At 64.9% G+C, this 11,425-nt stretch carries 11 protein-coding genes and 1 riboswitch; of the genes, 8 read left to right on the top strand and 3 right to left on the bottom strand.

All coding sequences use genetic code 11. The features are described from left to right. Positions 1-17 precede the first annotated feature (17 nt). From NJ69_RS09135 to NJ69_RS09115, 5 genes are all read left to right on the top strand, one after another. Positions 18-521, top strand: coding sequence for a GNAT family N-acetyltransferase (locus tag NJ69_RS09135; protein ID WP_039578293.1), 504 nt, complete (start codon positions 18-20; stop codon positions 519-521). Between the two features lie 50 nt (positions 522-571). Further along, complete coding sequence (locus tag NJ69_RS09130; protein WP_039578289.1) at positions 572-1,048, top strand: isochorismatase family protein; 477 nt, start codon at positions 572-574, stop codon at positions 1,046-1,048. A gap of 224 nt (positions 1,049-1,272) precedes the next feature. Next, on the top strand, positions 1,273-2,088 hold the full coding sequence (locus NJ69_RS09125) for a substrate-binding periplasmic protein (protein WP_039578287.1): 816 nt from the start codon (positions 1,273-1,275) through the stop codon (positions 2,086-2,088). 95 nt (positions 2,089-2,183) lie between these two features. Beyond that, positions 2,184-4,367, top strand: coding sequence for an OsmC domain/YcaO domain-containing protein (locus tag NJ69_RS09120; RefSeq protein ID WP_039578285.1), 2,184 nt, complete (start codon positions 2,184-2,186; stop codon positions 4,365-4,367). A 155-nt stretch (positions 4,368-4,522) separates the two neighbouring features. After that, positions 4,523-4,921: an NUDIX domain-containing protein gene (locus NJ69_RS09115; RefSeq protein ID WP_029613311.1), complete on the top strand. Its 399-nt coding sequence runs from the start codon at positions 4,523-4,525 to the stop codon at positions 4,919-4,921. 31 nt (positions 4,922-4,952) lie between these two features. Here the strand turns inward: NJ69_RS09115 and NJ69_RS09110 are convergent, their stop codons facing one another. Beyond that, the gene (locus tag NJ69_RS09110) at positions 4,953-5,852 is read right to left on the bottom strand and encodes a hydroxymethylglutaryl-CoA lyase (protein ID WP_039578282.1); all 900 of its coding nucleotides are present in this window, start codon (positions 5,850-5,852) and stop codon (positions 4,953-4,955) included. An 82-nt stretch (positions 5,853-5,934) separates the two neighbouring features. Further along, entirely contained in the window at positions 5,935-6,819 is an 885-nt protein-coding gene (locus NJ69_RS09105) for a helix-turn-helix domain-containing protein (RefSeq protein WP_039578280.1), read from the bottom strand. Between the two features lie 163 nt (positions 6,820-6,982). Between NJ69_RS09105 and pobA the strand changes: the two genes are divergently transcribed. Next, on the top strand, positions 6,983-8,167 hold the full coding sequence (pobA, locus tag NJ69_RS09100; protein WP_039578278.1) for a 4-hydroxybenzoate 3-monooxygenase: 1,185 nt from the start codon (positions 6,983-6,985) through the stop codon (positions 8,165-8,167). 11 nt (positions 8,168-8,178) lie between these two features. Here pobA and NJ69_RS09095 read toward each other — a convergent pair whose 3' ends face one another. Continuing rightward, entirely contained in the window at positions 8,179-8,829 is a 651-nt protein-coding gene (locus tag NJ69_RS09095; RefSeq protein ID WP_039578276.1) for an ankyrin repeat domain-containing protein, read from the bottom strand. 165 nt (positions 8,830-8,994) lie between these two features. Here NJ69_RS09095 and NJ69_RS09090 point away from each other — a divergent pair, with 165 nt between their 5' ends. Together NJ69_RS09090 and cobW are read left to right on the top strand one after the other, a co-directional pair. Then, positions 8,995-9,876, top strand: coding sequence for a LysR substrate-binding domain-containing protein (locus tag NJ69_RS09090; RefSeq protein ID WP_039578274.1), 882 nt, complete (start codon positions 8,995-8,997; stop codon positions 9,874-9,876). A gap of 179 nt (positions 9,877-10,055) precedes the next feature. Then, positions 10,056-10,258: riboswitch (cobalamin riboswitch) on the top strand. Between the two features lie 99 nt (positions 10,259-10,357). Continuing rightward, entirely contained in the window at positions 10,358-11,422 is a 1,065-nt protein-coding gene (cobW, locus tag NJ69_RS09085) for a cobalamin biosynthesis protein CobW (protein ID WP_039578273.1), read from the top strand. Positions 11,423-11,425: the final 3 nt, after the last annotated feature.

The raw sequence follows: 11,425 nt of genomic DNA, 5'->3' as shown, positions 1-11,425 counted from the left end.
ACCGTGCGCAGGTGCCCATGTCCGATTGGTCCATTCAGAGCGTCACTGCCGATACCGTTGACGAAGTGGTCGCCTTCGTCGACCGGGCGCGCCGCGAGCTGTTTCCCATGCTCGCCCAGGCGCCGTTGCCGGACGATTTGGCGCGCTTCACCGAGACCTACCTGAACGGTGCCGGTCGCTTCCTGGTCGCGCGTGACCAGGGCCGGCTGATCGGCGCGATCGGTTATTTGCCCTACGACCACCGCTTCGCGCAGCTCGACTACCGGCACCTGCACACCGTGGAAGTGGTGCGCCTGTTCGTGCTCCCCGAGTATCGCCAGCAGGGCATGGCCCGAGCGCTGTACCAGGCATTGCGCGACCAGGCCAGGCAGGCACACGTGCAGTGCCTCTATCTGCATACCCATCCATTCCTGCCCGGCGCCATCGAGTTCTGGCAGCGCCAGGGTTTCGTGATCGTCGATGTCGAGCACGATCCGCTATGGCGCACCACGCACATGCACGCGCTGCCCGAGCACGGCTGAAACGCAGACGGTATACTGCGCGCCCTTTGTCTACTCGCGCAGACCCCTATATGCGGCAGGCCTTGCTGATCGTCGATGTGCAGTCCACCTTCAGTCCACCGGAGTGGCTGGTCGACGGCATCCGTGCACTGGCTGCACGGTTGCCGGCCATCGCTTCGGTCGAGCTGCACGACGAGCAGGTCACCCCGTTCGAGCGCCAGCTCGGTTGGCACCCGGCGGCCGAGGACGAAAGCCTGGTCGAGGCCGACGCGGTGTTCATCAAGCATGGCTACGGGCAGCGTGCAGAGGCCATCGACTACCTCAAGCGTCTGCAGGTCGAGCGGGTACTGGTGTGCGGGCTGCAAACCGAGACCTGCGTGCTCGCCGCCGGTTTCGCGCTGTTCGATGCCGGGCTCGCGCCGACCTTGCTCACCGACCTGACGGTAGGGTCTTCGCTGGACCGCTCCGGCAAATTGGGCATTGCGCTGTGGACCCACCATTTCCGGCAGGTGACCACCGCGGCGCAGGTGATTGCGACACTCGCGTAATCGATCGCGGTCGCCACCGCCTCAACGCGCCTGGCCGTGACCACGATCACACTTTCTCCACGCCGCGCCTGGCATCATCGCCCGCGCGCCACAGGGCAGAATTCGCCGTCCTGGCGCGGGTGTCGCGTCCTCGTTGGAATTTGCTGAACCAAGTGCCTTCTGGCAGCACCTACACCTTGACGATCGCTGTTGCGTCGCTGTTCAGCCCAGAAGAGGGACTTCCCATGATCGCGTGCCATTTACGCAGGGCGTTGCTGCTGTTTTTCACGTTCGCGCTGCCGGGGCTGTCGTGCGCTGCCGACGACTGCTCACGCTTGACCGCCACCGGCAACCCGGAATATCCGCCGTATCTGTGGCGCGACCCGCAAGACCCTCAGCGGCTGATCGGCGCCAATGCCGACCTGCTCCAGCATCTGGCCAGCGAGCTGGGCCTTGAGGTGCAGATCACCTACGCCGGGCCTTGGGGCCGCGCCCAGGAGGAAGTGCGCCTGGGGCGGGTCGATCTGCTGGCCGGCTATTTTCTCACCCGGGCGCGGGAGAACGAGGTGGACTTCATCCAGCCGCCGTTCCTGCACACCCCGAGCGTGGTCTGGGTGCGCAGCGAGCAGGCGATGACCTACCAAGGCTGGGACGACTTGCGCGGGCTCAAGGGTGGCGTGCTGGTCAACAACAGCCATGGCGAGCGTTTCGACGAGTACGCGCGCACCAACCTCAACCTCGAAGCCGTGCCGGGCGCCCGCCAGGCGTTCGACAAGTTGCTGCACAAACGCAGCGACTACGTGATCTTCGAGCGCTTTCCTGGCATGGCCCTGACCCGTGTGATGGACATCGAGGCCAAGGTGCAGGGTCTGGAACCGCCGATCTCCAGCGAAGGGCTGTACCTGGCGATGTCCCGCGACTCGCCCTGCAACCTGCCGGCACTGCGCGCAAAGCTGGAGGCGAAGATGAAGGACATCGTCGCCAGCGACCTGCCCGAGCGCCTGGTCACGCAGAACCTGGCGCGTTGGAAGGCCCAGCAAGACGCCGCGAAGTCGCCCTGAGGCAGCGGCTGCGCGGCTCGGTCGCCTCGGCAAGACTTCACCCCGGAAAATCCGGATAATGGCGCCCATTTCGTTTTACGCGCTGGTGCCCCCGCATGGAAATCAAGGTCAATTTTCTCGACAACCTCCGACTCGAAGCCAAGTTCGACGACTTCACGGTGATCGCCGATCAGCCGATCCGCTACAAAGGCGACGGCTCGGCGCCTGGGCCGTTCGACTATTTCCTGGCCTCCTCGGCGCTGTGCGCGGCGTACTTCGTCAAGCTGTACTGCCAGACCCGCGACATCCCGACGGAAAACATTCGCCTGTCGCAGAACAACATCGTCGACCCGGAGAATCGCTACAACCAGATCTTCAAGATCCAGGTCGAGCTGCCCGAAGACATTTCCGAGAAGGACCGCCAGGGCATCCTGCGCTCGATCGACCGCTGCACGGTGAAGAAGGTGGTGCAGACCGGTCCCGAGTTCATCATCGAGCAGGTCGACAACCTCGATGCCGACGCCCAGGGCCTGCTGATGCCGGTAGCCGAGTCCAGCACCACCATCGCGGGCAAGGATTTGCCGCTGGAGCGCACCATCGAGAACTTGTCCGGGTTGCTGGCCGACCTGGGCATGAAGATCGAAATCGCTTCGTGGCGCAACATCGTGCCCAACGTCTGGTCGCTGCACCTGCGCGACGCCCAGTCGCCGATGTGCTTCACCAACGGCAAGGGCGCCACCAAGGAAGCCGCGCTTGCCTCGGCCTTGGGTGAGTTCATCGAGCGGCTGAACTGCAACTTCTTCTACAACGATCAGTTCTGGGGCGAGGAGATCGCCAACGCAGCGTTCGTGCATTACCCCAACGAGCAGTGGTTCAAGCCTGGGCCGAAGGATGCGCTGCCGGCGGAAATACTCGACGCGCACTGTCTGGAGATCTACAACCCGGACGGCGAACTGCGCGGCTCACATCTGTACGACACCAACTCGGGCAACAAGGCGCGTGGGATCTGCTCGTTGCCGTTCGTGCGCCAGTCCGATGGGCAGACGGTGTACTTCCCCTCCAACCTCATCGAGAACCTGTACCTGAGCAACGGCATGAGCGCGGGTAACACCCTGGCCGAAGCGCAGGTGCAGTGCTTGTCGGAGATCTTCGAGCGGGCGGTCAAGCGCGAGATCCTCGAAGGCGAGTTGTGCCTGCCGGACGTGCCGGCGCAGGTGCTGGCCAAGTACCCGAGCATCCTGGCCGGTATCCAGGCCCTGGAGGACCAGGGCTTCCCGGTGCTGGTCAAGGACGCGTCGCTGGGCGGCGAATTCCCGGTCATGTGCGTGACCTTGATGAACCCGCGTACCGGTGGGGTGTTCGCCTCCTTCGGTGCCCATCCGAGCTTCGAAGTGGCGCTGGAGCGCAGCCTCACCGAGTTGCTCCAGGGGCGCAGCTTCGAGGGCTTGAACGACCTGCCGCAGCCCACCTTCGAGAGCCACGCGCTGATGGAGCCGAACAACTTCGTCGAACACTTCATCGACTCCAGCGGTGTGGTGTCCTGGCGCTTCTTCAGCGCCAAGGCCGACTTCGAGTTCGTCGAGTGGGAGTGGGCCGGTGACGACAGCACCGAGCTGCAGGCGCGCACCCTGTTCTCGTTGCTCCAAGGCATGGGCAAAGAGGTCTACATGGCGGTGTACGACGACCTCGGTGCCACCGCCTGCCGCATCCTGGTGCCGGGTTACTCGGAAATCTATCCGGTGGAAGACCTCATCTGGGACAACACCAACCGTGCCCTGGGCGTGCGTGCCGACATCCTCAACCTGCACAGCCTCGACAACCGCGCCTTGAAACTGCTGTTCAAGCGTCTGGACCAGTTGGAGGTGGATGAGTACACCACCATCACCACGCTGATCGGCGTGGAGTTCGACGACAACACGGTGTGGGGCCAATTGACCCTCCTCGAACTCAAGCTGCTGATCCAGCTGGCCTTGGAGCGTTTCGAGGACGCCAAGGAACTGGTGGAGATGTTCCTGCAGTTCAACGACAACACCGTCGAGCGCGGGCTGTTCTACCAGGCGCTGAACGTGGTGCTGGAAGTGGTGCTGGACGAGGACTTGGCGATGGCCGACTACGAGGCCAATTTCCGCCGCATGTTCGGCGACGCGCGCATGGATGCCGCGCTCGGCTCGGTGGAAGGCAGCGTGCGCTTCCACGGCCTGACCCCGACCAGCCTCAAACTCGAGGGCCTTGAGCGTCACCAGCGGCTGATCGACAGCTATCGCAAATTGCACGCGGCGCGGGCGCGGGCGGCGAACTGAGGCGGATACGGGGAGGGCGCCACAGCGTTCTCCCCGGTGCTGGCGCGCCAATCATCGGCGCTGTGTGTCTTCAGTGGTGAACTTGGCGTCAGACTTGCCGGTCAAACTATGTAACAAAACTGTCACACAGTGATTTCCGGTCATGAGCAGGTCCGATGCCCCACGCCAATCTTCCTGAAAAATACAGAGCTACCGTCATTTGTTTCCACGAGGGGCAGGTGTTGCTCGTGCGCAAGAAAGGCGGACGCTGGAATTTCCCCGGGGGTACCGTCGAGCGCGGCGAGTCGCCGCGCGTGGCGGCAGCTCGGGAGCTTTACGAGGAAACCGGCTTGAGCGGCAAGGAACTGCTGCAGTTGTGCAGCCTGGAAATCGCCGGGGTGTGCCATTACCTGTTCACCACCCACCTGTATCCCGGCGACAAGCCCGCCGCGCGCAGCGAGATCGCGGCCTGCACCTGGGTGGCGCGCAAGGCCTTGCAACGGGCATCGCTCAACCCCACCGCCCAGGCGCTGCTGGCCAGCGGTATTCCGGCGCTGTCGCCCTGGGCAGCCTGAATAGTTGCGTGGGTTAGTTTGCCAAGCAGCCCTACTTGGCCAGTCGCGCCCGCGCCACCCGTGAGCCGTTGTCACGGCCCAGCACCTGACTGATCCGCTGACCGGCCATGATCAGCGTGTCCAGATCGACGCCGGTCTCGATACCCAGCCCTTGCAGCAGATACAGCACGTCTTCGGTGGCGATATTGCCGGTGGCGCCCTTGGCGTATGGACAGCCTCCCAGCCCCGCTACTGAACTGTCGAACACGCTGATGCCTTCGAGCAGGCTGGCATAGACATTGGCCAGTGCCTGTCCGTAGGTGTCGTGGAAGTGACCGGCCAACTGCTCGCGCGGCACCTGCGCCGACACCACCTCGAACAGGCGCCGAGTGTCGCCGGCAGTGCCGGTGCCGAGGGTGTCGCCCAGCGACACTTCGTAGCAGCCCATGTCGTGCAGCGCTCGCGCCACTGCGGCCACTTGCGCAGGGTCCACCCGGCCCTCGTACGGGCAGCCCAGCACGCAGGAGACATAGCCGCGTACCCGCACCTGCTGCTGGCGCGCGGCGTCCATGATCGGCTCGAAGCGCTGCAGGCTCTGGCTGATCGAGCAATTGATGTTGCGTTGGGAAAAGGCTTCGGAGGCCGCGGCGAACACGGCCACCTCGCGCACACCCGCCGCCACGGCGTCCTCGAAGCCGCGCAGGTTCGGCGCCAGGGCCGCGTAGGTGACGCCAGGCTGCTGGCGGATGCCGGCGAACACCTCAGCCGAGCCGGCCATCTGCGGCACCCACTTGGGCGAGACGAAACTGCCCACTTCGATGTAGCGCAGCCCGGCATCGCTGAGATCGTCCACCAGGCGCACCTTGTCGGCGACGCTGATCGGGCGGGATTCGTTCTGCAGGCCGTCGCGCGGGCCGACTTCGACCAGGCGGACCTGTGCGGGTAATGACATGGTGATGCTCCTATGGCGGTGCAGCGGTGGCGACTCCGGGCGTGCACGGTGCGGCTAAACTACTGGCAGCTTGACGTTTACGTCAAGGCACATCCTCGCTGGCGGTCCGTCGATAGGCATTGGGCGTCTGCCCGCTCAGGCGCTTGAAGAAGCGCGCGAAGTAGGTGGGATCGCTGAAGCCCAGGCGGTCGGACAACTGGCCAATGCTCATGCGCGTGTACACCAGGCTGCGCCGGGCTTCGAGCAACAGCCGCTGATGGATCACCTGCAACGCGCTCTGGGCGCTGAGGGCGCGGCACAGCTGGTTCAGTTGCAGGCTGGTAATGCCCAGGCGGGCGGCGTAGGTCTCGATCGGCAGGTGCTCGCGATAGTGCGCCTCGACCAAACGCAGGTATTGCCCGAGCAGATGGCGGTCGCGTTCATCGCGATTGCGCGGGGCCAGGCCCAGTTGCTGGCGTCGGCTGATCCACACCATCAAGGCGCTCACCAGTGCGTCGAGCATGGCCGCACGCCCTGGGGCGCTGCCGTCGTATTCCTGTTGCAGCGTTTCGATCAGGCCACGCAGACGCGCCCGGTCGCGGCCCAAGGCGTAGCATCCGGGCGAGGTCAGCACTGCCAGCGGCGCGCCCAGGCGCTGCTCGAGTTCGGCCACCAGCGCGGGGCCGAAGGTCAGTACATGCCCCTGGATATCGGCGCTGAAGTGAAAGCCATGCACGGTCAGTGGCGGTACCACCTGAATCGCCGCCTCTTCGATTTCGCGGCGGCGTCCCTCGATTTCCACCACCGCCCGGCCACGTTGTACGTAGAGCAACTGGAACAGCTCGGCATGTCGGTGCGGCTTGATTTCCCAGTGGTGCAGGCGGCTACGGGCCGGAATCGATTCGCAGTGCAGCAGGTCGGTGCCAGGCCAGGTGTGGTTTTCGCCGTAGAGCTGGAACAGCGGCACGCCGGGAAGCGAGGATTTCATCGTGGGAGCCTGTTCGCTGATCGCACAAGATTTTCGAAAGTGCAGTTTTTCTATTGGATAACACAGCTTTTCAGCAGATTTCGCCAGTAAAAATACAGGGGCATACCCTAATCATCCGTGCCGGCTATTGCCAGTCCGGCACCGACAAGGCGAGACAACAACAATGAAAACTCAGGTTGCAATCATTGGTGCCGGTCCTTCTGGCCTGCTGCTCGGCCAACTGCTGCACCAGGCCGGTATCGACACGCTGATCCTCGAACGGCAGACGCCGGACTACGTGCTCGGGCGCATCCGTGCCGGCGTGCTCGAACAAGGCACGGTCGATCTGCTGCGCGAGGCAGGCGTCTCGGCGCGCATGGACCGCGAAGGACTGGTGCACGAAGGCGTTGAACTGCTGTTCGGTGGTCGTCGCCAGCGACTGGACCTCAAGGCCCTGACCGGCGGCAAGACCGTGATGGTCTACGGCCAGACCGAAGTGACCCGCGACCTCATGCAGGCTCGCGAGCAGAGCGGGGCGCCGATCTTCTACGGCGTCAGTAACGTCCAGCCCCATGGCTTGAAGGATGAACAGCCCTACATCACCTTCGAGCACGAGGGTCAGGTCCAGCGTGTGGACTGCGACTATATCGCCGGCTGCGACGGCTTCCATGGCGTTTCGCGCCAGAGCATTCCCGAGGGCGTGCTCGAGCAGTACGAGCGGGTCTATCCATTCGGCTGGCTGGGGCTGCTGTCCGATACTCCGCCGGTCAACCATGAGCTGATCTACGCCCACCACGACCGTGGCTTCGTGCTGTGCAGTCAACGTTCTGCCACCCGCAGCCGCTACTACTTGCAGGTACCGCTGCAGGAGCGGGTCGAGGATTGGTCGGACGATCGCTTCTGGGACGAACTCAAGGCGCGACTGCCCGAAGAGGTCGCCGAGCGCCTGGTCACCGGACCTGCGCTGGAGAAGAGCATCGCCCCGCTGCGCAGCCTGGTGGTGGAGCCGATGCAGTACGGCCACCTGTTCCTGGTCGGCGATGCGGCGCACATCGTTCCGCCCACCGGTGCCAAGGGCCTCAATCTGGCCGCCTCCGACGTCAATTACCTGTACCGCATCCTGCTCAAGGTCTACCGCGAAGGCCGCACCGATCTGTTGCAGCGCTACTCCGAGCTGGCGTTGCGGCGAGTGTGGAAAGGCGAGCGCTTCAGCTGGTTCATGACGCAGTTGCTGCACGATTTCGGCGAGCACAAAGATGCCTGGGACCAAAAGATGCAGGAGGCCGACCGCGAGTACTTCCTGAACTCGCCGGCCGGCCTGGTGAACATCGCCGAGAACTACGTGGGCCTGCCGTACGAGGCCGTGTAGGGGGCGCGGCGTCAGGGTTCGAGCAGCGCCACCATCTGCGCATAACCGCGCGCCTTGGCATGGGCCAGCGCGGTCACGCCGTCCTTGTCGGCGATCGTCGGGTCGGCGCCGGCGGCCAGCAGCCGTTCCACGATCTCGACGTGCCGAGGGCCGCCATCACCGAGAATCACGGCCTCCAGCAGGGCGGTCCAATGCAGACGGTTGAGGTGGTTCACCTCGACCCCAGCGTCGATCAGCATCTGCACCGTGTCCACATGGCCGCGCTCGGCAGCCGGGATCAGCGCCGTGCCGCCATAGCGGTTGGTGCTGGCCAGGTCGGCGCCGTGGTCCAGGGTCAGGCGCAGGATCTGATTCAGGCCTCGCGCGCCGGCATACAGGTAGGGGCTGTCGTGGATGGCGTCCTTGGCGTTGACATCCGCCCCGGCCTCGATCAATACCCGGGCCGCCTCGACATGGTTGCCATGGGTTGCCAGCATCAACGGTGTGCGACCTTGCGCATCGCGACGCTCAAGATCCACCGACTCTTTGAGCAGGCGGCCGATGGCGGGGGCATCGCCGCGCTGGGCGGCGTACAGCAGGCGGGTGTCCATGGGCGAGGTCTCGGCGTGGGCCATAGGGCAGGTGAGCGCAGCCAGCAGGCAGGCGATGAGGGGCATTCGCATGAGGCGGTCTCCTGGGTACGAAGGTTCATCCTAGGAGATCAGGAGCGGCGTACTGAAACGAATTATCTGGATGACGCGCAGTGGCTTTGCGAATACCTGCGCGATTGCCGGGGCGGCGGGGCTGTGCTAGAACGCCGTTCTTCCATTCGCGAATCGAATACTGTGATGCACACCAGCGTCAAACCGAATAGAGCGCTGTTCGACCTCGACTTGCTCCGCGCCATCGTCGTGGTGGCCGATTGCGGCAGTTTCACCACCGCCGCTGCTCGCCTGCACTCGACCCAGTCGACCATCAGCCAGAAGGTCCGCCGCCTGGAAGAGATGGTCGGCCATCGCCTGCTGGTGCGCGGTCACCGCGACGTGCTGCCCACCGACGCCGGCCAGACCCTGCTCGGCTACGCCCGGCACATGCTTGCGCTCAATGACCAGATGCTCGAGGCCCTGGCCGGGGCCTCGGTCGGCGTGACCGTGCGCCTGGGTGTACCCGAAGACTTCGTCGGCGGCCGTACCACCCATGCACTGTCAGCCTTCAGCCGCCAGTATCCGCAGGTCAAGCTGGAGGTCACCAGTGGCCTGTGCCGCGACCTGAGCCAGGCCTACGACAACGGCGGACTGGACCTGGTGCTGCTCAAACAACGGCGCAACAGCCGCGAGGGCCTGGCTTGCTGGCCGGAGCCGCTGCAATGGATCGACAGCCTGCACCTGCCCACCTTCGAGCTGGACCCGGTGCCGCTGGTGACGTTTCCGCCGCGCGGCCTGTACCGCGAAGACATGATCCAGGCCATCGAGGGCATGGGCCGCCGGTGGCGCATCAGCTTCACCAGCTCCAGCCTGTCCGGCATTCAGGCGGCGGTCGCCAACGGCATGGGCGTGAGCCTCCTGCCACCGCGCGCAGCCACCGCCGAGCACCGCGTACTGGGGGCAGCGCAGGGGCTGCCGGAGGTGGACAGCTACGAGATCGTCATCGTCCATCGGCCCAGCGCCGACGGTATGGTCAAGGCCCTGGCCGATGCGCTCAAGCAGCTTCTGGCCGGGGAAGGGTGGTAGTGGCCGCCTGTCGGCGCGAGACGGTTGACCACCTGCGCCCCACTGCGTAGCCTTGCCGGTTCGAGGTTCTCCGGCCCGACCGGAGCTTGGGTCTGTCTGAAATGTGTCTGCGCGAAGGCCAGACAAGGCGAAACGGGGTGAGAAAGCGCAGTGTACTGGAGTACATGAGCATTTCGAGCCCCGTTTCAACGCCGTATGGGCGAGTGCAGACACATTTCAGGCAGAGCCTAAGACGGGAACGCGGTCCAAGCCGCGGCTGCCCCCGCAACTGTAAGCACTGAACAGGTTCGACACAGCCACTGCACGTGCGGGAAGGCGTCGAACCAACGGCCCGAGGCCGTGCAGTGCAAGCCAGGAGACCTGCCTCGTGACGTTTTCGACCTTCAACCGGGCGGGGTGATCCGGTGGCGAACGTGCCCGGCCGCTCGGCCGAGGCGCTCGTCCCGCATGCCCGCACCATTGCTGCCAAGGGCATTGCCACATGAAAACACTGGCCAAACTTCCGGTCACCATCGTCACCGGCTTCCTCGGCTCGGGCAAGACGACCTTGCTCCGGCACATGCTCGACAACGCCCAAGGCCGGCGCATCGCGGTCATCGTCAACGAATTCGGCGAGCTGGGCATCGACGGCGAGATCCTCAAGCAGTGCAGCATCGGCTGTAGCGAGGAAGAAGCCAACGGCCGCGTCTACGAGCTGGCCAACGGCTGCCTGTGCTGCACGGTGCAGGAAGAGTTCTTCCCGGTGATGCGCGAGTTGGTGGCGCGCCGTGGCGACCTGGACCACATCCTCATCGAGACCAGCGGCCTAGCGCTGCCCAAACCCTTGGTGCAAGCCTTCCAGTGGCCGGAAATCCGCAACGCCTGCACCGTCGATGCAGTGATTACCGTGGTCGACAGCCCGGCCGTGGCTGCCGGCACCTTCGCCGCCTATCCCGAGCAGGTCGATGCCCAGCGCAAACTCGACCCTAACCTGGATCACGAGTCGCCCCTGCACGAGCTGTTCGCCGACCAGTTGGCCAGCGCCGACCTGGTGGTGCTGAACAAAGCCGACCTGATCGACGCCGAGGGCCTGGCCAAGGTCCGCGTCGAGGTGGCCGAAGAACTGCCACCGGCGGTCAAGGTGATCGAGGCCAGCAGCGGTCGTCTGCCGCTGGACGTGCTGCTGGGCCTGGACGCGCAAGCCGAAGCGCACATCGATGCGCGCCGCACCCATCACGATTCGCACCATGACGGCGAAGAGGACGACCACGATCACGACGCCTTCGACTCCATCTCCATCGACCTGCCCGAAGCCGACGAGCGCCTGCTGCTCGACGCGCTGGCGCAGTTGGTGGGTGAGTTCGGCATCTTGCGTGCCAAGGGCTTTGCCGCAATTCCCGGCAAACCGATGCGCCTGCTGATCCAGGGCGTCGGCACGCGCTTCGACAAGCACTTCGACCGTGCCTGGCGCGCCGACGAGCCGCGCATCACCCGGCTGGTGCTGATCGGTCAGGACCTCGATGCCGCCCAGCTCGAAGCGCGCCTGCGCCAGGCCCTGGGCGCCTGATCG

Source organism: Pseudomonas parafulva (assembly GCF_000800255.1).
Lineage (GTDB): Bacteria > Pseudomonadota > Gammaproteobacteria > Pseudomonadales > Pseudomonadaceae > Aquipseudomonas > Aquipseudomonas boreofloridensis.
Note: the sequence above shows the minus strand (reverse complement) of the source record. Positions and strands in the feature narration are given on the sequence as shown.

Bases quoted from the DNA above. Each gene is read 5' to 3' on its own strand.
- NJ69_RS09095 (WP_039578276.1), bottom strand. From the start codon at position 8,829: ATGCGAATGCCCCTCATCGCCTGCCTGCTGGCTGCGCTCACCTGCCCT.
- pobA (WP_039578278.1), top strand. From the start codon at position 6,983: ATGAAAACTCAGGTTGCAATCATTGGTGCCGGTCCTTCTGGCCTGCTG.
- NJ69_RS09130 (WP_039578289.1), top strand. From the start codon at position 572: ATGCGGCAGGCCTTGCTGATCGTCGATGTGCAGTCCACCTTCAGTCCA.
- NJ69_RS09120 (WP_039578285.1), top strand. From the start codon at position 2,184: ATGGAAATCAAGGTCAATTTTCTCGACAACCTCCGACTCGAAGCCAAG.
- NJ69_RS09135 (WP_039578293.1), top strand. From the start codon at position 18: ATGTCCGATTGGTCCATTCAGAGCGTCACTGCCGATACCGTTGACGAA.
- NJ69_RS09115 (WP_029613311.1), top strand. From the start codon at position 4,523: ATGCCCCACGCCAATCTTCCTGAAAAATACAGAGCTACCGTCATTTGT.
- NJ69_RS09105 (WP_039578280.1), bottom strand. From the start codon at position 6,819: ATGAAATCCTCGCTTCCCGGCGTGCCGCTGTTCCAGCTCTACGGCGAA.
- NJ69_RS09090 (WP_039578274.1), top strand. From the start codon at position 8,995: ATGCACACCAGCGTCAAACCGAATAGAGCGCTGTTCGACCTCGACTTG.
- NJ69_RS09110 (WP_039578282.1), bottom strand. From the start codon at position 5,852: ATGTCATTACCCGCACAGGTCCGCCTGGTCGAAGTCGGCCCGCGCGAC.
- NJ69_RS09125 (WP_039578287.1), top strand. From the start codon at position 1,273: ATGATCGCGTGCCATTTACGCAGGGCGTTGCTGCTGTTTTTCACGTTC.
- cobW (WP_039578273.1), top strand. From the start codon at position 10,358: ATGAAAACACTGGCCAAACTTCCGGTCACCATCGTCACCGGCTTCCTC.